Below are 19,497 nucleotides of genomic sequence, written 5' to 3' on the forward strand. Positions count from 1 at the left end.
AACTAAACAAATAACCATTAAGTTCTGATTGGACTTAATGGTTATTTTTGATCAAACTAGATATTATGGTTAGCGACAGTCAATTCTCGTAAAACAGCTCTCAATGAAGTACTGACCTTTTTCGACTGTGTAAACTAATATCCTTTATTCCAATCTACTAAATTAATATTGACGGTGTGATTTTGCCGAAATTGTTGCAAATTTTCTTGAAAAAGTTGAATTGCTTGTTGGGGATATTCTTGAAAATCACCCGCTATATGCGGCGTAATTAAAACGTTTTCCATTTGCCACAGCGGATTATCATTTGGCAGCGGTTCCGGATCAGTAACATCTAAAGCAGCGCTACTTATTTGCTGTTGGCGTAAAGCAGCGATTAGATCATTTGTATTGGTGCTTAAGCCTCTACCAATGCTAATAAATAATGGCTGATTGGTCAATTGACTAAAAAAAGCAGTATTAAAAAAATTTTTCGTATCTGGAGTTAAGGGCATTGTATTAATAATAATATCAGCTTGAAAAATTGCAGAATTGAGCTTTTTAGTAGCGACGGTTTTTTCAAAATTAGAAGCCGGATGTCCATTATGATTGACGCCAATAGTATGAGCATGAAATGCCTGCAGTAATTGCGCACACCGACTACCAATATGTCCAGTACCAAAAATAACAACTTGCTTATTGGACAACATTTGAAGATCAGTCGTTAATTTTTGCCAATTATGTTGGCGACTGGCAAAATTCAGGGCCCGATAATGACTTAAGATCATTCCGATAACAGATTCAGCAATGGGTTCCGCATGAAGACCTTTCAGTGTGGTTAAGAGAATGTGGTGTTGTTGAATTTGTTTGAGAGGTAAATAGTCAATTCCCGTAGATAATAATTGAATCCAGGCAAGATGTGCCTGAGGTAAATTCAATATTTTAGAGAGCAGTTCTTGATTATTACCTAGTAAGATATCTATATTTGCTAGGGTAGTCTGATCCAGAGTTTGCTCGTCATCATAAAAAATATTATCATTCTGAAATTGGGGGTCTTGATCTATTATATTTTTAAATTGTACTTGATCATGATGGGCAGCAACCAGAATATTCAATAGTATCACCTCAATGCTAGATTACAACTATAAATTATAATCGGCAATGGTTGCGCTTATTATATTTAGTAAAGCGCCTTCATTGATGATATAATATAATCAATTTGAAATAACGGGGGATTAAAAATGGCAAAATTAGAAGCAGGTTTTATTTTTTTAGCTGCACAGGCTAATTATCATTCAGATTTTAAGACAGTGTCCACACCTAGTGTTAATCTAACTGCTATTGGTGCACAAAATTATGATGATGCTGTTAAAGCAGCCCAGTTTTTAGAAAACAAAGGTGTTAAGGCAATCGAATTGTGTGGTGGTTTTGGAATTATGGGAACGGCTAAAATCAAAGCTGCAGTTAGTGATGAGATTGCCGTGGGTGTAGTTAGATTTGATAATCATCCGGGATTAGATTTTCAAAGTGGCGATCAGCTTTTTAATTAAAGCGACAATATTTGATCTTATTTTTAATAGACTTATGAAATTAGATAAAGACAAGATATGTGAATTGATCATCATATAATAAAAACAGCTGTAAGATCTTAATTTATTCTACAGCTGTTTTCCTATCCAATAATTTTTTTGGACCTAAAATGTAATGGAATCCAACTATTTTAAGGATCTGAGAGCAGGTAAGTAAGCTTATAGTAATTTAAGAAAAATGGATGCAATAATAATTGAGGCAATAGAAACAGTGGCAAAGCCGCCGACTAACATTTTGGGCATCATGTGTGCCAATAAATAATTTTCTTCTTCTTTATTATGGGCCATTTCACGCGATACTTCGGAAGTCAGAATATAATCGGTAGGAAATCCAAACAAGCAAGTTAAAGAGCAAGCATAAGCCATTTGCCAAGTCATTTTAAAAGGTTTAGCTAACAGGCTGGAAGCAATAAACATTCCCAATAATCCTAAGGCAATTAAAACAATAATCTGAACGACAATCGTTCCCATTTGACGAGGAGTAGTAATACTTAGTTGAGAAAAAATATAAGCCAATAAACCATAAATTAGCCAGTCATAAACTCCGGCTTTGTTGAGGGCGTGGCTTTCTAAGAAGCCTAATTGATGAGCGATAACACCAAAGACTAGACAAATAACATTAACATTAATATTAATAAACGGATGAATTGCCGTGGCTACCAAGTTACTTAAAAGAGCTACTAAGGCAACTTTTACTAAAATAAAAGAGGAAGTACGATATTGTTGGGGAAGATGGAAAAAATGTTTAGATTGTAAATCATCATCATTACTCAGTTTGGCTACTGAATTTTTCTGACTTGCAGGTAAAGAGTTAAATTCATTAACCAATCTTTTGCCTTCTTTTTTCAAAAGCCAAGAAGTTAAGGGATATCCGACTAAGGAATGAAAAACAAACATGGATACTGGCAAAGCTACCAAATAGTTGATACCTTGAGCCTTTAAACCAGTAGTCATTAATAAGGCTGCTACTAATCCACCCGTTAATGGCGGCACAGCAGCCACCACAGTATGCCAATTGAAAATCCAAGTACCAATAGTCAAAGTTAAAGTTAAAGTGCCGACAATTCCTAACAAAGCAATACAAACGGCTCGCCATTGTTGGAGCAATTCTTTGAGACTCATTAAAGTTCCTAAATTAACTAATGTTAGCCCTAAACAAATGGCACTAAAATTAGAACCAAAAGAAGCAGTTTCCACAACATTTTTGGGAACAATGGTCCAAAAACCAATCATAAATAAAACTGCTGTTACAAAAACTGAGGGAATATACGCATGAGTTAATGATGAAACCCATTCACCTATCATAATGAATAACATAACTATTAAAAATGCAATAATAAATTTCATATTAAGACTTCTTTTTTATTTAGATTTTTAAGTGCTTGAAATTTTAACTATCCTAAATAAGTTTCTACAAGTTTAATAAAATATGTAGCCATAGGAGCGATTATAGAATCATTAAAATTGTACTTAGAACTATGCAAATAAGCATCACTAGGGCCATTACTCATTAAGGCATAACAGCCAGGAACTTTATCCAGCATAAAAGCAAAATCTTCACTAGCCATTACAGGTTCAAAATGAGTATTAACATGATCATTCCCAAAGACTGTTTGCGCAACTTTTTGCGCAAAAGTAGTAGCCTGAATTTCATTTTGAGCTGGTAAAGAGATCAGACGGTGTTTAATTGTAATAGGGACATCATAAGCTTGAGCTAAGCCGTTAATCATGTCCTTAACCCTTTTTAAAACCAATTGCCGCACCTTTTTGTCCAAAGTTCTAATACTTAAAAGAATAGTGGCTGTATCGGGAATAACATTATAAGTCGACCCATCACCAGCAACGAAAGATCCTACTGTGATAACTGCCGCTTTTTGGGGATTGACATTACGAGATACAATAGTTTGTAAATTGTTGATTAATTGGGACCCAATAATCGTAGGATCAAGACATTTATCCGGAGCAGAAGCATGACCACCATGTCCTTGAATAACAATTTTTAAACGATCTGATGAGGCCATGATTACACCAGGTTCAATATAGATCATTTCTTTTTGAAAATTAGGCCAATTATGAAAACCAAAAATCTGATCACAAGGAAATTTATCGAACAGTCCATCCGCAATCATTTTGGGGGCTCCGTGTAATCCCTCTTCTCCCGGTTGAAAAATGACATTGAGTGTACCATCAAAATTTTGTTTTAAAGCTAGATAACGAGCTGCCGCCAGTAATACTGTCATATGGCCATCATGTCCACAAGCATGCATAAAACCGGGATTTTGACTAGCATAAGGAAGATCGGTTTCTTCTTGTATGGGTAAACAATCCATATCAGCGCGCAGACCAATTTTTTGGTCACTGTGCCCCGTTTTTATTTGGCCAACTACACCAGTAGGCCCGATAGGTGCATGCACCTCATAACCCCAAGAGCTTAGTTTATTGGCGATAAAATCAGCAGTTTGTCGCTCTTGTAAGCCGATCTCTGGATGCTGATGTAAAAAGTGTCTAATCTGAATAAACTCATCTTGCCAATCTTTAATTTCTTGAGGTATTTGCATATTGATTCCTCCTTGAACATTAGTAGTTTACTAATTTAAATTAGATAAATTTAATAAAAATCATACTTTTTGTGTTTTTTAATGTCAATCCTTTTTGTAAAAAAATCTAATTTAATAATTATATTCGGTATTTTTTTAAGCTAAATTGATCCATTTACGAATAATACTGTTAATTATCAGTTAATTGCGAATCTTAAGATGTTTAAAAAATGATTTATAGAGATGTTTCGCGATTAAAATCATATTAAAATTGTAATTTAAAAATTAAAAATATTTCTTATTTTGGGGGGATAATTAAGATCAGAAAAGGCTGCAAAATACTATAATTAAATGCTTAAGACCAAAATTACAATAGTAGAAAAAATTATTGCAAGTGAAAGTACTATCCAGTCCGCTTATATATATATGAATAAGGCTGAAATAAACAAAATTTCAGAAGATTATGTTTTTAATTTTTGGAGCTGAAACAAGAATTTAATTACTTAATATACTAAAACCTATGGTAATCTAAATTTTTTATTGTGCTGGTATCATCAAACCCACAGCAAGATGTTCTAGTTGATTTATTAAGCTAATTATTTGGATGATTTATTCTGGATGTTTATAAATTAATTGCAAGAAAGACAAAAAAGCAACTGTAGATAATTCTACAGCTGCTTTTTTTATTAATAGCCGATGCTTTAGTTAGTGGATGGTAATATCATATTGCAAATTTTTACTTTCCCCCGGTGAGAGAAGATCATTGCCTTCTTTTTGCATGATATCGACTGGTTTGCCATAGACATCAGGTAATCCTGCAAAAGGTTCAATACATAAGAAAGGTGCTTGGGCATCTTCTTTAGTCCAGAGACAAACATATCGAAAATCATGTAATGATAATTGAATGCTATGACTGCTTTGTTGTGACGAGAGTTTAATTGACTCTAATCCAGAATTTTCAATAATAATCAAGCCTTTATGGAACATCTGATAGTCTAATTTAATAATCCCATTTTGGTAATTGGGTACTAAAGACGTAGTACCCTGTCGAAAAGGATATGGTTTTTTGATAATATCAAATTGCGTCAACTGTTTTACTTGGGGCGTAATTTCTAATTGGTAATCAGTAAACTCTCCTTGATCGGCAATAGGTACATTAAAAGCAGGATGTGATCCTAACGAAAAGGACATAGCTTGATTATCGTTATTAATAACACTAAATTGTAAATGTAACCCACTAGCTTGTAGTTTAAAAGTTATAGATAAAGTAAAATTAAACGGATAGTTTTGGAGAGTTTGGGAATTGGCAGTCAACTGTAAAGTGACAGTATCTTTGGCTTTAGAAAGGACATTAAAAGTATAATCGGAAACAAATCCATGCTGCGGCATTTGGTAAGTAGTGCCTTTATAGAGATAGCTATCCTTGTTAGAACGGCCAATTGCTGGGAATAAAACTGGGGCGTGCTTTGGCCAGATGTCATTATTCCAAATGTAGTCATAATGATCAGTTTTCTGATATAAATGAGTTAATTGTGCTCCCTGTTCATCGATTTCGGCTTTAAAGAAATCATTTTCAATTGTTTGCATTTTTTCAGCTTCCTTTAATTAAACAGTTCTTGCGGGGTTGCATCGTCAAAGAAATCGAAGAATTTATAAGCATTATTATAAGAAATATCTTGGACAATTTTGCCGAGATATTCAACATCATCAGGAACTCTTCCTTGTTCAGCCAATTCACCATAAAAATTACATAATACGCGCCGGAAATATTCGTGCCGTGGATAAGATAAGAAACTACGTGAATCTGTCAGCATCCCCACAAAGTTTGGCAAGCAGCTTTCTTCAGCAAAAACCCTGAGCTGTTCATGCATCCCTTCAGCCGTGTCGTTGAACCACCAGCCGGCGCCTAATTGCATCCGTTGAACGCCGCCTTCTAGGAAACAGCCCATCATCGTTGCTAATTCCATCCAATCATTAGGATTTAAAGAATAGAAGATGGTCTTAGGAAGGTCATTGGTATCTCGCATTTTTGTATATAATTTTTGTAAATGCAGCACAATATCCGGTTGAGTTCCAATTGCATCATAACCAGTATCTGGGCCCAATTGATCAAACATTGGACGATTGATATCACGTACGGAGTTAATGTGCCACTGCATAGTCCAGTCGAATTCTTTATTTAATTTCATCAGATTTTCTAAGAGCATGGTCAGGTATTTGTCAATTTCTAATTGACTGAGAGGTTCATTGGCAATTCCTTTTTTGAAAATATTATTCAGTTCTTCAGTATTAGCTTCGTGGAAATGATAGGTTAATAATGAATGATCAGATAGTCGTCCACCCATGTCATTAAAGTACTCAAATCTTTGATGTAAGGCCTTAATCAAAGTATCGAAATTAGTAATTTCAATTCCAGATACTTGACTTAAAGTTTTAAGATAATCGCCAAAACCGTCACGTTCAATTTGAATTAATTTATCCGGACGCATGGCTGGTAAAGTTCTAAAACCATTCTGCCGTTCATCGGCTTTAAGAAGCTTATGATAGTGTAAATCAGAAGCGGGATCATCTGTTGTACATACCGCATAAACGTGGGAGTTACGGATAAGACTGCGCGGTTTAAAGTCATCCGTTTGCAATAACTTATTAGCCTTTTCCCAAATAGCGGGAGCGGTTTTAGTATTGAAGGTTTCATTAATACCAAAAAAGCGTCTGAGCTCTAAATGAGTCCACTCATATAAAGGATTGCCCGCAGATTTTTCGATAGTTTTAGCCCAAGCCATAAATTTATCATAGTCATCACCATCGCCAGTAATGAGTTCTTCAGGTACGCCATTAGCGCGCATTAAGCGCCATTTATAATGGTCACCGTAATGTTCTTCATTAATCCAAATTCTTGTAATATTGGCATAGTTTTTATTCTCATAGATTTCATTGGGGTTTAAGTGACAATGGAAATCAATAATGGGCATGTCTTTTGCATAATCATTGAATAATTTTTTGCTTATTTCGTTACTTAATAAAAAGTCGTCGTCTAATAAAGCCATAGTTAATTTTCTCCTTTAAATTTATTAATTATTTTTATTTTTGACATCTTGATCGCCAATTTTACCATGCTCCCAAACACCGTTATCAAGATCTTGGGCAATTTGCACATATTTGTCATCCGTTAATTTGTATAAGAAACCAATAACTATTGCAGCAATTAATAAACAAACTCCCGGATAAAGTGTCATCGCCGCTTTAATCCCGGTAAGAGTACGGGCAGTTTGATGAGCGTTGGCAATATATCCTGTTAAAGCCAAAATTCCCGCGCTAACAAGTGCAGCTAAAGACTGAGCCAATTTGCGTGAGAAATTAAAGGCAGCATAGGTAATAGCTTCTTTACGCATTCCCGTATGCCATTCTCCATAATCGATAACATCCGAAACAAAAGCCCAAGTAATTCCATTAGGAATAGCTAAAGCAGTATAACCAATAGTAACAAGAACAATAAAGGTTATCACATTAGTAGGTAAAATGAAGTTTAAAATATTTGCTGCAGCACCAACGACAAAACTAACCATTGCTGTTTTACGCTTGCCAAAATGTTTAGTTAACGTAGGAATTAAAAATACTCCTACAATCGAGGTACCCATCATAATACCATTGACAATTGGCTGTAGACCGATGTTACCTAAGTTATACTGAGCAAAAAATACCATCATTTGGTTATTAGTGTTCATTGCGGAAATAGTAAAAATAGTCATAAGAATAATGACAAAAAGCGGTCCATTAGTAAATACTACTTTAAAGTAATCTTTAAAACCTTCAGCTTTAGCCTCTTTATCGCGGTGAACTTGCACATTTTCTCTTGTTCCTAAATAGCAAATTAAAAACATTAAAACTCCTAATACTGCGAAGATAATAGAAGCAATAAAAAATCCATGCTTTGAATTACCACCACTGAACATTGTCATAAGTGGAATAAAAGCGATACCTGTTAGAAATTGAGCACCTACAGAACCTACTTGTCTAGAAGTAGCCAAGAAACTACGATCTTGGACGTCTCGACTCATAACTGATGCTAAAGATCCATAAGGATCATTGGTAAAGGAGTATATTGCTCCCCAAATCATGTAAGCTGCATAAGCATAAATGATCTTACCTGTGGGAGATAAATCCGGCATAGTAAAAGTGACAACAGTCATAATTCCTAACAAAATTGCGGAAATCATCATTACCGGCCGAAATTTACCTGCCTTACCAATCTTTTTCCGATTATCAATTACTGAACCAGCAACGGGATCCATGAAAGCGTCGAAAATCTTAGTAAACCCAAAAATACCAGCTACGGCTCCAGCGCCAATACCTGCTGCATCAATCCAGAATTTGGTTAAATACGCTTGTCCTAAATCAAACATGAAGCCGTTACCAAAATCACCAAATCCATAAGCTATTTTTTGATATAATGGTATTCGTTTACCTGAACTTCCAGTGGCTAATTCCTGCGCCAGTGTTTTCTGTCGCTTAGCTGTATCGACGGTTTTATTTTCTGCCATTTTTGTTCCTCTTCTTAAAGTAATAAGTAAAGTGATAGCAAGATCCTAATTAAAAATATAAAAACTAGTTATTTTATAAAATATACTGTGTAAAGGTTAACATGTTAACGATTGCATAATATTGCATTTTAGTTTAAAAGTCAACCATAAATTTAATAATTCACAATATAAAAAATAAATAAAATAAAAATTTTACCTCTAAAAAATTATTTTAAATAGAGATATTTGTTGCTCCTAAATCCCTTGTAATCAACTATTAGGCGTATTATTACTAATTTAACTTTTTAAATTTTAAAAGCAGAAAATAAAAAATAATTGTGAATAAAAAAAATAATATAGTTGACAATTATAATAATAATTCCTATTATGAAATCGTTAACGTAATTAATATTATTGCAATCTATAAAGTAACGTTACTGAGTTAGTTTATTAAATGGAGGTTATGATGGATAAGGAATTAAAGCAACTTGATAATACGTTTCGTAAATTACCTCAATATCCAACAAAAGTAATTCAATTTGGTGAAGGCAATTTTTTAAGAGCTTTTATTGATTGGCAGATTCAGCAGATGAATAAACAAGGTTTATTTCAAGGAGGTGTAGCTGTAGTCCAGCCAATAGATAGGGGCATGACTAAAGTATTAGACGAACAAGATGATCTCTATACAACTTTGTTAGAAGGAAAATTAAACGGACAAAAAGTCCAAGATCATGAAATTATTGAGAGTATCAATGAAACTATTCGCCCATATGAAGATTATCAATCATATTTAGATCTGGCTAAAAACGATGATATTCAATTTATTTTTTCAAATACTACAGAAGCAGGTATTGCTTTTGATGAAAACGATAACCTAACGGATCAGCCGCAAAACTCTTATCCTGGAAAACTAACAGCCTTACTTTATGAAAGATTTAAGTTGGGCAAGAAAGGTTTTCAGATTATTCCGTGTGAACTAATTAATCATAATGGTAATACCCTAAAGGAAATAGTCCTAAAATATGCACAATTATGGGATTTAGGTCAGGATTTTGTAGACTGGATTAATCAGGAAAATGACTTTTATGCTACTTTGGTAGATCGGATTGTTCCGGGATATCCAAAAGAAAGAGCAGCAGATTTAGAAAAAGAATGGAATTATCATGATCGCTTAATTGTCAAAGCAGAACCATTTTTGATTTTTGTTATTGAAGGCGATAAGAAGTTAGAAAAGTTATTACCCTTAAAAGAGGCTGGATTAAATGTAGTCGTAACTGATGATATGCAGCCTTATCGTAATCGTAAGGTATCGTTATTGAACGGACCTCACACAACAATGAGCCCTATTGCTCGTCTAGCAGGCATTGATACTGTGGGACAGGTAATGAAGGATCCAGATTTTTATAAATTTATAAATGATGAAATGTATCAGGAAATTATTCCTACTGTAGCTTTACCTGAACAAGAATTGAATGATTACGCAGAAGGTGTCAAAGAAAGATTTGAAAATCCCTATGTTAATCATGAGTTAAGTTCTATTGCTTTAAATAGTATTTCAAAATTTCAAGCTCGTTTATTACCCACCTTTAAACGCTATTTTGCTAAAGAGAAAAAACTACCTCTGAGAATTACGCTAGCTTTAGCCAGTTACTTAAAGATTTATGCTGGAAAAGCAGATTTTGCTCCGGAGGATACACCAGAAGTTTTAGCTGAATTTAAAGAATTACGACAGAAAGATAATTATGTTCAAGCTACTCTGGCTGATGAAAAATTATGGGGTGAGGATTTGACCCAATTTCCCGGTTTGATCGACTTAGTGAAACAAGATTTACAAATTATTGACCAACAAGGATCTCGTAAAGCGGTGCAAATGATTAACGAAAAGGAAGATTAATTATGAATCAATTTATTATTTTAAATCCTAAGGATTCAGTAGGCGTCGCCTTACAAGATTTATCGGCGGAAACTCCGATTGTATTAGACGATGGCACTTCTTTTACACTGCAAGAAGATATTAAAAGAGGGCATAAGTTTGCTTTAAAAAATATTGCCACAGATGAAAACGTAATTAAATATGGTTTTACCATTGGTCATGCTACACAACCTATTAATCAAGGAGCGTGGCTGCACACCCATAATGTCAAAACTAATTTATCCGGAGAATTAACTTACACTTACAATCCTGTAAAATTTGAAAATAAAGTAGCAAAAGATTCTCGGACTTTCATGGGATATAAACGTCCTAATGGTAAGGTGGGAATTCGCAATGATTTATATATCATCCCCACAGTGGGCTGTATTAATCCACTGTTAGATATTATCGTGGAACAATTTAAAGCGCTTTATCCGGATAATGGTTCTTTTGATAATGTAGTAGTTTTAAAGCATCCTTATGGTTGTTCTCAACTGGGAGATGATTTTGAGCAGACACGAAAGATATTAGTAGATGCTGCCTTACAGCCTAACGCAGGCGGGGTTTTGATTTTTGGTTTAGGTTGTGAAAATAACCAAATGGAAGGTATGAAGGCGGAATTAGAAAAAGCTGGTGGTCCGATTGATCCTCAACGAATTAAATTTTTGGTCTCTCAAGAAGTAGATGATGAATTAGGTACTGCTTTAGATATGTTAAAAGAAATTAACGCCGCAGCAGCTAATGACGTTAGGACTCCCCAACCGTTAAGTGAGTTAAAAATTGGCCTTAAATGTGGTGGTTCTGATGGATTGTCTGGGGTCACTGCCAATCCTTTATTAGGAAGATTATCTGATTTTGTTACTGCCCAAGGCGGAGCAACAGTTTTAACTGAAGTTCCTGAAATGTTTGGGGCTGAGACTATTCTGATGTCGCGGGCTAAAGATGAAGCCACTTTTGAAAAGATTGTTTCTTTAATTAATGATTTTAAAAAATACTTCGAGTCATTTAATCAGCCTATCTATGAAAATCCGTCTCCTGGTAATAAAGAAGGTGGGATTACCACTCTAGAAGATAAATCATTAGGCTGTACACAAAAATCGGGAACGTCACCAGTTAACGATGTCTTACAATACGGAGAAAAGATTCGGACTAATGGTTTGAGTTTATTACAATCCCCTGGTAATGATTTGATTTCTTCTTCAGCTGAAGCCTCGGCTGATTGCCAAATGGTTCTCTTTACTACGGGAAGAGGAACACCTTTTGCCACTTATGTACCTACGGTGAAGGTCTCATCTAATTCTTATATTGCTAAGAAAAAACCGCGCTGGATTGACTTTGATGCTGGACAATTAATGAATACACCTATGGATAAGTTAGCAGATCAATTTATTCAATACATTATTGATGTAGCCAGCGGTGAAAAAACTAATAATGAAAAGTATGGAATTCATGGCTTAGCTATCTTTAAAATAGGCGTAACTGAATAGAATTAAATAAATGCTTCATTTGGGATTAACCATGAAGCATTTATTTTACTCAGAACCAGACTGTTTAACGGCGATCGGCAACGGAATTTCGAACAATGATTTCAGGAGTAATATTAATTTTGTCGATATTTACTTTAGTGTTTTTTTGACTTAAAAGTTCTGTCAGTTTTTTGATGCCTAAATCTATAATCTTATCAGTTGGTTTTCGAACAGTGGTTAAACTGGGTATAAGATATTTGGAATAGTCTGTGTTATCATAGCCGATAAAGGAAATATCTTCCGGTACTTGAAACCCTAATTCTTGGCAAGCCTTAATGGCACCTAGAGCCATATCGTCATTTTCGCAAAAAACACAGGTAGGAATTTTGCCAGAAGTAAGAATTTGGCGCATGGCAATATTTCCACTTTTAGGTTTATAATCACCTGTTTTGACTAATTCTGGATTAATAGTTAAACCATATTGATGTAAAACATTATAAAAACCCCTGGTTCTTTCTTTGGTTGATTCGAAACTATCAATTCCCTTAATAAGTCCAAATTTACGGTGGCCCATTCTAATTGCATAGGCCATCATATTTTTAACACCTAGAAAATCGTTACTACTGTAGTTAGAAATATCATTTCTAGAAATTTGCCGATTTAAAACTACCACGGGCATTTGTCGATTTTTTATTTCAGCAATGAATTTATCATCACTTTTTGATTGACTGAGGACAATAATACCATCGTAATTATGACTAAGTAAATTTTTATTTTTACTGATGCTATTAATATCGTTAATTGCAAGTGTATAACCATTAGGTAAAATATTATTTGCTTGATTAATAACTTCTTTTAAAAAACTTTCAGAAGTGCCTGAAGATAAACTGGTAAAAAAAACACCAATAATATAGGAATGTTTAGTTACTAAAGCTTTAGCTGTTAAATTAGGCACGTAACCTAACTTTTTAGCAAGAGCGATGATTTTGGCTTTGGTTTCAGGTTTTATATTAGAACTGTTGTTTAAAGCTCGTGAAACAGTAGTAGGAGAGACCTGAGCTAATTTAGCAATGGTCTTCAGCGTAATGTTTTGCTTAGGCAGCAATTTCATGTAGGGGCCTCCATCTAATGAGAGAGAAGATGTTATCTTCACCCACTAATATGTTTATGCTTATTAATAATAAACATTTCATTATTATAATTTCAAGCAAAATTAATTAACGATAAAAAAGAGCGCCATTTTAAAAGAATTTAAAGTTCAAAATTAATAATTAGGATAAAGACTATTACATTATGATTTAGTTAATCTTAACAGTTAAGGGAGATATTTCAGTAATGAAAAAGTTAGAAATTAAAGACTTGCATGTCAGTGTTACTAGTGAAGAGCAGGGACAGCAAATTACTAAAGAAATTTTAACAGGCGTGAATTTAACCATTAAGACAGGGGAAATTCATGCCATTATGGGTCCGAATGGAACTGGGAAATCGACTTTATCCCAAACCATTATGGGAAATTCAGCTTACCAAGTCACTCAAGGCGATATTTTGCTGGACGGAGAAAGTATTTTAGCTTGGCCTGTTGATCAACGAGCGCGTCAAGGTCTGTTTTTGGCCATGCAATATCCTGCAGAAATTCAAGGGGTTACCAACGCCGAATTTTTAAGAACTGCAATTAATGCCCGCCGCCCTAATGACCAGCCGATGAGTGTACGAGATTTTATTCAAGAGTTAGATAAAAATTTACAATTGTTAGATATGAATGAATCCATGGCTGAAAGATATTTAAATGAAGGATTTTCCGGTGGTGAAAAAAAACGTAATGAGATATTGCAGCTACTAATGATCAAACCCAGTTTTGCACTCTTGGATGAGATTGATTCTGGTTTGGATATTGATGCTTTGCAGGTAGTAGCTAAAGGGGTGAACTCTATGCGGGGAGACAATTTCGGCTCCTTAATTATTACCCATTATCAGCGCTTGTTAAATTATATTGTGCCTGATTTTGTTCATGTGATGATGGGGGGAAAAATAATCCAATCAGGTGATGCCCAATTAGCTAAGCGTTTAGAGCAAGAAGGTTATGCTGGTCTCCGAGATGAATTAGGTTTAAATATTGATTTAGTAGATGAATCTGCGGAGGCCAAAAATGAGCGTAATTAAAACCAATCTCGAACAGTCTCTTCATAGCATTAGCCAACAGCATCAAGAACCGGTATGGTTTTTGCAGCAGCGACAAGCGGCTTTAAAATTAATTTCGCAGTTATCCTGGCCTGTAATTCCCCAATTTCATTTTCATGATTGGCCCTTAATTGCTCCGATGGACTCACAAATCTGTACTTCAGATGTACCTAAAGTTGACCCTGCTAATTTAGATAATTTTATTATTCAAAAAGGACAATCTACAGGACAAGTACAATTAAATCCTGAGCTGCAGGCTCAAGGTGTTATTGTTACTGACATTTTTACTGCTTTACAAACTTATCCGCAACTGTTGCGTAAATATTATTTTAAAGCTGCATTGCGTCCAGATGAAGATAAACTTATTAGTTATAATTGTGCGCTGATGAATAATGGTATTTTTATTTATATACCCGAGAATGTGCATTTGTCTGAAACTATAACTGTCAAGATTATCCAAGATAATACTTTCAAAGAGCCCTTAGTTCATCATCTTTTACTGGTAGCCGGCAGTAGAAGTCAGGTTTCGGTCATGACCCAATTATCGTCTCAAGGAGATCAAACTAATGTTGCTAATTGTGTAGTAGAAATTATTGCACAAGAATATAGTCGGGTCCATTTTGCCGCTATAGATGAATTAGCAATTAATACAAGAGCTTATTTAAATCGTCGAGCAGTTGTGGCGGACCAGGCCCAGGTTGAATGGTCTATTGGGATGATGAATGATGGTCCTACGATTGGCGATTTTGCTTCGGAATTAAACGGACGTGAATCTCAATCTGACGCTCAGGTAATAGCAATAAGTACGGGTCAGCAACGTGTCGGAGTTAATACTAGAGTCGTTAATCGTGGTCAACAAACCGTGGGCAATATCGTGCAGCGGGGAATTTTATTAGATCAATCACAGTTAACTTTTAATGGTATTGGACATATTATTCACGGTGCTCATGGGGCCAACGCGGAACAAGAAAATCGAGTTTTAATGTTATCTGATCAAGCGCGCGGTGATGCTAATCCTATTTTGTTAATTGATGAAAATGATGTTTTAGCCGGACATGCTGCCAGCATTGGTCAAGTCGATCAGGAACAAATGTATTATTTAATGAGTCGGGGCATTGATGCTCAAACCGCCCAAAATTTAGTTATTCGTGGCTTTTTAGGGCCGGTCATTGCTGGAATGCCTAATAATCAAATGCGCCAGCAATTAATTGCTACTGTGGAAAGGAAATTAATTCATGGTTAAGAGTTTAGCTAATGTTGCAGCTGATTTTCCTATTTTAGAACACAAAATTAATGGTGAACGTCTAGCTTATCTGGATAATGCCGCTACAACCCAAATGCCACAGCCAATATTAGATAAAACACAAAATTTTTATCAAACTAAAAACGCGAATGTTCATCGTGGAGTATATACTTTAGCTCAAGAAGCTACCGAAGCTTATGAGCAAGCTCGACAAAAAGTACAACATTTTATTCATGCTGCCCACGCAAATGAGATCGTTTTTACCCATGGGACTACGGAGTCTTTAAACTTAATTGTGCATTCTTACGGGGAACAATATCTACACGCTGGAGATGAGATTGTTCTTTCTGTCATGGAACACCATAGTAATTTGGTTCCTTGGCAACAATTAGCTTTGAAAAAAGGAATTAAGCTAAATTATATTAACTTAACCAAAGATCATGAGCTTGATTTAGTTGAGCTTAAACAAAAAATTACCAATAAAACTAAAGTAGTTGCTCTCTGCCATGTCAGCAATGTCTTAGGTGTTATTAATCCTATTGAACAAATTGCTCATTGGGCGCATCAAAAAGGGGCTATTTTAGTAGTAGATGGTGCTCAAGCAATACCCCATATGTGCGTAGATGTGCAGAAATTAGATGTGGATTTTTATGCTTTTTCAGGCCATAAAATGCTTGCTCCCACAGGTATTGGTGTTTTGTATGGTAAATATGAATTATTAGAGCAGCTAAAACCGTGGCAATATGGCGGAGAAATGATCAATCACGTAGGCTTATATCAAAGTAGCTGGGCAGATTTGCCAGCCAAATTAGAAGCGGGAACTCCTAATATTATCGGTGCTCTCGGTTTAGGTTGGGCAATTGATTATTTACAGCAGTTCGGTATGAGTCAAATTGCAGATTATGAACAAAAATTACTTGCTTATTTGTTACCACGATTAAAAGAAATACCCGGCATTACAATTTATAGTCCACAACAGCAGCTGGCAAGTGGAATTGTTTCTTTTAATTTGCAGGGTATTCATCCGCATGATGTAGCTACTGCCTTGGATCAAGAGGGTGTAGAGGTTCGTGCCGGCCATCACTGTGCCCAGCCACTGATGCAAACATTAGGTATTAATGCGAGTGTACGAATAAGTATATATTTATATAATACATTGGCAGATATTAAACAATTATTAACTGCACTACAAGAAACAAGGGAGTTTTTCACTTATGAGTCTAAGTAAGCTAAATAATTTATATCGCGAAGTAATTTTGGATCATGCTCAGCATCCTCATAATTATGGTGCTATTGCAAACGCTAATTATTGCGCTACTCTAGAGAATACTAGCTGTGGAGATCTGATTCATTTACAACTTTATTTAAACTCACAAGATACGATTACACAGATTGGCTTTACGGGTAATGGTTGTACAATCAGCCAAGCATCAGCTAGTATGATGACTGATGCTATCAAAGGTAAAACTAAAGAGCAGGCCTTATTAAGAGCTCATATTTTTTCACAGATGATGCTGGGAGTTCAATGTACACAAGCTGATTTATCATTATTACAAGATGCAGCTATCCTAGCTGTAGTTGTAAAATTTCCTACGCGTATTAAATGTGCCACGCTTGCTTGGTGGTCATTAAAAAAGGCGTTGAAAGAAAATGAGGGAGAATAAGATGGCAGACATACCAAATATTGTTTCAGAAAAGCACAATTATGAATATGGCTTTCATGATGATTTGCAGCCCAAATTTTCTACAGGGCGAGGCTTAACTGAGGATACAGTACGTCAAATTTCCAAGGCTAAGCAAGAACCGCAATGGATGCTAGATTATCGCTTAAAGGCTTATCAAATATATCAAAAATTACCAATGCCGAACTTTGGTCCGGATTTATCCGGCATTGATTTAGAAAACATGCTTTATTATCAAAAGATGACCGATAAAAAATATCGGGATTGGAATGAAGTGCCCAACCAAATAAAAACCACTTTTGAGCGTTTAGGAGTTCCTGAAGCAGAGCGGAAATATTTAGCAGGTTCTTCAGCACAGTATGAATCAGAGGTTGTCTATCATAAAATGCAGGAGCAATTTCAGCAATTAGGGATTATTTTTACTGATACCGATACCGCTTTAAAAAAATACCCACGCTTATTTAAAAAATGGTTCGGCAAGTTGGTGCAGCCGACAAGTAATAAATTTACGGCTTTAAATGCCGCCGTTTGGTCCGGTGGAACTTTTATATATGTACCCAAGGGAGTGCGGACTAAGACACCAATACAATCTTATTTTCGGATTAATGCAGAAAATTCTGGTCAATTTGAGCGTACTCTGATTATTGTCGATGAGGGAGCCAGTGTTGATTATGTCGAGGGCTGTACTGCTCCTAATTATTCATCTGATAGCCTACATGCTGCGGTAGTCGAAGTAAATGTTTTGAAAGATGCTTATTGTCGCTACACTACTATTCAGAATTGGTCCACAAATGTCTATAGTTTGGAAACTAAAAGAGCTGCTGCTGCTGAAAATGCTACTATGGAATGGGTTGATGGTAATTTAGGTTCTAAAACTACCATGAAATATCCTAGTGTTTATTTAAATGGCCCTCATGCTCGCGGAACCATGTTGTCGATTGCTGTAGCGGGCAAGGGAATGGATCAAGATTCAGGCGCCCGAATGGTGCATAATGCTCCTCATACTTCTAGTTCCATTGTTTCCAAATCGATTGCTAAAGATGGTGGAGCCGTAGATTATCGTGGGACGGTAATTTTTAATGAGAATTCAACCGGTTCCAAGTCTCATGTTGAATGTGACACCATTATAATGGATGATCAATCTACATCAGATACTATTCCTTATAATAAGGTTTTAAATGGTCATGTAGCCATGGAACATGAAGCGCGAGTATCTAAAATCTCAGAAGAACAATTATATTATTTAATGAGCCGTGGTATTTCAGAAGCCAAAGCCACTGAAATGATAGTAATGGGCTTTGTAGAGCCTTTTACTAAAAAACTGCCAATGGAATATGCTGTTGAATTAAATCGTTTGATTAGTTTTGAAATGGAAGGTTCCATTGGTTAATCCGGAGGATTAATGAATGACAGAATTATCTGATAAAGATTTAGAAAACCAAGTAGCAGCAGCCTTAGAGGAAGTTGATGATCCAGAATTAGGAATTGACCTAATTAATTTAGGGTTAATTTATGATATTCAGGTGCAAAAAAGAACTTGTACTATTACGATGACCTTAACAATTATGGGTTGTCCTTTGGCAGATACACTGGATAAACAAATTAAAGAAGCAGTCACAGCTATTGCTGGGATTGACGAATGTCAAATTAATTTAGTTTGGGAGCCGGCTTGGAGTATAGATCGATTGAGTCGCTATGCGCGTCTAACTTTAGGAATTCATGATTAATTGAGGTCAGAAAAATGATAAATAGTTTGATCAAAGGTTTAAGAAATACTAAATTATATTTTTGGGACCGACTAAGTGTTTTGCGTGCTGGTATTTTAGGTGCTAATGATGGAATTATTTCTATTTCCGGAATTGTTCTGGGAGCTACCGGAGCTAATTTGGATAGTCGAAGTTTGTTGATTACGGGAATATCAGGGATGCTTGCTGGTGCTTGTTCGATGGCTGGTGGCGAGTGGATATCTGTTAGTACCCAACGTGATCTGCAAGTAGAAACAATGACAAGTCAGGCCAGTTTAAAAGCTAAAACGATTGATGCACCACAGTTACACAAAAAGGATTTATTAATGCCCTTACATGCTGCCGGTACTTCCTTTTTATCTTTTATTATGGGTGCTCTCATTCCTTTATTAGCCATTACCTTATCAACACCTCAATGGCGAATTTTTAATACTGCCTGTTTAATGGGATTAGCTTTATGTTTGAATGCTGTTTTTAGTACCTTAGGTAATCATATTTCTATCGGAAAAACGATTATAAGAAATGTTTTAGTCGGATTTTTGACGATCATAATCACTTATATTTTGGGTAGTGTATTATCCGTTTAGTCAACATAATTAAATCTATAATAAAAAGCACTGATCAGATGAGAGGTAACTCATTAATCAGT

17 protein-coding genes are annotated in these 19,497 nt (G+C 35.4%); 10 read left to right on the plus strand and 7 right to left on the minus strand.

The features are described from left to right. Nucleotides 1–134: 134 nt before the first annotated feature. Nucleotides 135–1,091 carry an NAD(P)-dependent oxidoreductase gene (locus JG29_RS00400; RefSeq protein ID WP_052696256.1) on the minus strand — a complete coding sequence of 319 codons (957 nt, stop codon included), beginning with the start codon at nt 1,089–1,091 and terminating at the stop codon, nt 135–137. A 126-nt stretch (nt 1,092–1,217) separates the two neighbouring features. Between JG29_RS00400 and JG29_RS00405 the strand changes: the two genes are divergently transcribed. Beyond that, nucleotides 1,218–1,526 carry a DUF6506 family protein gene (locus JG29_RS00405; RefSeq protein WP_045922003.1) on the plus strand — a complete coding sequence of 103 codons (309 nt, stop codon included), beginning with the start codon at nt 1,218–1,220 and terminating at the stop codon, nt 1,524–1,526. 198 nt (nt 1,527–1,724) lie between these two features. On the opposite strand, the gene JG29_RS00410 is transcribed toward JG29_RS00405, so the two are convergent. The 5 genes from JG29_RS00410 to JG29_RS00430 all read right to left on the minus strand — a co-directional run bounded on the left by JG29_RS00410 (nt 1,725) and on the right by JG29_RS00430 (nt 8,643). After that, complete coding sequence (locus JG29_RS00410; RefSeq protein ID WP_045922004.1) at nt 1,725–2,912, minus strand: hypothetical protein; 1,188 nt, start codon at nt 2,910–2,912, stop codon at nt 1,725–1,727. A gap of 47 nt (nt 2,913–2,959) precedes the next feature. Beyond that, on the minus strand, nt 2,960–4,123 hold the full coding sequence (locus JG29_RS00415; protein ID WP_045922005.1) for an amidohydrolase: 1,164 nt from the start codon (nt 4,121–4,123) through the stop codon (nt 2,960–2,962). 684 nt (nt 4,124–4,807) lie between these two features. Then, nucleotides 4,808–5,689, minus strand: a complete 882-nt coding sequence (locus JG29_RS00420) for an aldose 1-epimerase family protein (protein ID WP_045922006.1) — start codon at nt 5,687–5,689, stop codon at nt 4,808–4,810. Between the two features lie 14 nt (nt 5,690–5,703). Continuing rightward, nucleotides 5,704–7,149 carry a glucuronate isomerase gene (gene uxaC / locus JG29_RS00425; RefSeq protein WP_045922007.1) on the minus strand — a complete coding sequence of 482 codons (1,446 nt, stop codon included), beginning with the start codon at nt 7,147–7,149 and terminating at the stop codon, nt 5,704–5,706. A gap of 24 nt (nt 7,150–7,173) precedes the next feature. Next, on the minus strand, nt 7,174–8,643 hold the full coding sequence (locus tag JG29_RS00430) for a glycoside-pentoside-hexuronide (GPH):cation symporter (protein ID WP_084232461.1): 1,470 nt from the start codon (nt 8,641–8,643) through the stop codon (nt 7,174–7,176). A 445-nt stretch (nt 8,644–9,088) separates the two neighbouring features. Between JG29_RS00430 and JG29_RS00435 the strand changes: the two genes are divergently transcribed. Further along, nucleotides 9,089–10,516 carry a tagaturonate reductase gene (locus JG29_RS00435; RefSeq protein WP_232297066.1) on the plus strand — a complete coding sequence of 476 codons (1,428 nt, stop codon included), beginning with the start codon at nt 9,089–9,091 and terminating at the stop codon, nt 10,514–10,516. Nucleotides 10,517–10,518: 2 nt separating this feature from the next. Continuing rightward, nucleotides 10,519–12,021 carry a UxaA family hydrolase gene (locus JG29_RS00440; RefSeq protein ID WP_045922009.1) on the plus strand — a complete coding sequence of 501 codons (1,503 nt, stop codon included), beginning with the start codon at nt 10,519–10,521 and terminating at the stop codon, nt 12,019–12,021. Between the two features lie 64 nt (nt 12,022–12,085). On the opposite strand, the gene JG29_RS00445 is transcribed toward JG29_RS00440, so the two are convergent. Then, nucleotides 12,086–13,111: a LacI family DNA-binding transcriptional regulator gene (locus tag JG29_RS00445; RefSeq protein ID WP_045922010.1), complete on the minus strand. Its 1,026-nt coding sequence runs from the start codon at nt 13,109–13,111 to the stop codon at nt 12,086–12,088. 224 nt (nt 13,112–13,335) lie between these two features. Between JG29_RS00445 and sufC the strand changes: the two genes are divergently transcribed. From sufC to JG29_RS00480, 7 genes are read left to right on the plus strand one after another with little or no spacing between them, the layout of a single operon-like run. Then, entirely contained in the window at nt 13,336–14,160 is an 825-nt protein-coding gene (sufC, locus tag JG29_RS00450; RefSeq protein ID WP_045922011.1) for a Fe-S cluster assembly ATPase SufC, read from the plus strand. Then, complete coding sequence (gene sufD / locus JG29_RS00455; RefSeq protein WP_045922012.1) at nt 14,147–15,421, plus strand: Fe-S cluster assembly protein SufD; 1,275 nt, start codon at nt 14,147–14,149, stop codon at nt 15,419–15,421. Before sufC ends, sufD begins: the two co-directional genes overlap by 14 nt. After that, a complete protein-coding gene (locus JG29_RS00460; RefSeq protein ID WP_045922013.1) occupies nt 15,414–16,649 on the plus strand; it encodes an aminotransferase class V-fold PLP-dependent enzyme in 1,236 nt (411 codons plus the stop codon). The genes sufD and JG29_RS00460 overlap by 8 nt, the downstream gene beginning before the upstream one ends. After that, entirely contained in the window at nt 16,636–17,085 is a 450-nt protein-coding gene (sufU, locus tag JG29_RS00465; protein ID WP_045922014.1) for a Fe-S cluster assembly sulfur transfer protein SufU, read from the plus strand. The genes JG29_RS00460 and sufU overlap by 14 nt, the downstream gene beginning before the upstream one ends. Before the next feature lies 1 nt (nt 17,086). Then, nucleotides 17,087–18,493 (plus strand): Fe-S cluster assembly protein SufB, encoded by a 1,407-nt coding sequence (gene sufB / locus JG29_RS00470; protein WP_045922015.1) that lies wholly within the window; start codon nt 17,087–17,089, stop codon nt 18,491–18,493. Between the two features lie 16 nt (nt 18,494–18,509). Beyond that, nucleotides 18,510–18,830, plus strand: coding sequence for a metal-sulfur cluster assembly factor (locus JG29_RS00475; RefSeq protein WP_045922016.1), 321 nt, complete (start codon nt 18,510–18,512; stop codon nt 18,828–18,830). Nucleotides 18,831–18,844: 14 nt separating this feature from the next. Further along, complete coding sequence (locus JG29_RS00480; RefSeq protein ID WP_045922017.1) at nt 18,845–19,435, plus strand: VIT1/CCC1 transporter family protein; 591 nt, start codon at nt 18,845–18,847, stop codon at nt 19,433–19,435. The last annotated feature ends 62 nt before the right edge of the window (nt 19,436–19,497 follow it).

The organism is Bombilactobacillus mellis, assembly GCF_000967245.1.
GTDB lineage: Bacteria > Bacillota > Bacilli > Lactobacillales > Lactobacillaceae > Bombilactobacillus > Bombilactobacillus mellis.

Coding starts and splice junctions, on each gene's coding strand:
- JG29_RS00405 (WP_045922003.1), top strand. CDS start 1,218: ATGGCAAAATTAGAAGCAGGTTTTATTTTTTTAGCTGCACAGGCTAAT.
- JG29_RS00410 (WP_045922004.1), bottom strand. CDS start 2,912: ATGAAATTTATTATTGCATTTTTAATAGTTATGTTATTCATTATGATA.
- JG29_RS00415 (WP_045922005.1), bottom strand. CDS start 4,123: ATGCAAATACCTCAAGAAATTAAAGATTGGCAAGATGAGTTTATTCAG.
- JG29_RS00420 (WP_045922006.1), bottom strand. CDS start 5,689: ATGCAAACAATTGAAAATGATTTCTTTAAAGCCGAAATCGATGAACAG.
- uxaC (WP_045922007.1), bottom strand. CDS start 7,149: ATGGCTTTATTAGACGACGACTTTTTATTAAGTAACGAAATAAGCAAA.
- JG29_RS00430 (WP_084232461.1), bottom strand. CDS start 8,643: ATGGCAGAAAATAAAACCGTCGATACAGCTAAGCGACAGAAAACACTG.
- JG29_RS00435 (WP_232297066.1), top strand. CDS start 9,089: ATGGATAAGGAATTAAAGCAACTTGATAATACGTTTCGTAAATTACCT.
- JG29_RS00440 (WP_045922009.1), top strand. CDS start 10,519: ATGAATCAATTTATTATTTTAAATCCTAAGGATTCAGTAGGCGTCGCC.
- JG29_RS00445 (WP_045922010.1), bottom strand. CDS start 13,111: ATGAAATTGCTGCCTAAGCAAAACATTACGCTGAAGACCATTGCTAAA.
- sufC (WP_045922011.1), top strand. CDS start 13,336: ATGAAAAAGTTAGAAATTAAAGACTTGCATGTCAGTGTTACTAGTGAA.
- sufD (WP_045922012.1), top strand. CDS start 14,147: ATGAGCGTAATTAAAACCAATCTCGAACAGTCTCTTCATAGCATTAGC.
- JG29_RS00460 (WP_045922013.1), top strand. CDS start 15,414: ATGGTTAAGAGTTTAGCTAATGTTGCAGCTGATTTTCCTATTTTAGAA.
- sufU (WP_045922014.1), top strand. CDS start 16,636: ATGAGTCTAAGTAAGCTAAATAATTTATATCGCGAAGTAATTTTGGAT.
- sufB (WP_045922015.1), top strand. CDS start 17,087: ATGGCAGACATACCAAATATTGTTTCAGAAAAGCACAATTATGAATAT.
- JG29_RS00475 (WP_045922016.1), top strand. CDS start 18,510: ATGACAGAATTATCTGATAAAGATTTAGAAAACCAAGTAGCAGCAGCC.
- JG29_RS00480 (WP_045922017.1), top strand. CDS start 18,845: ATGATAAATAGTTTGATCAAAGGTTTAAGAAATACTAAATTATATTTT.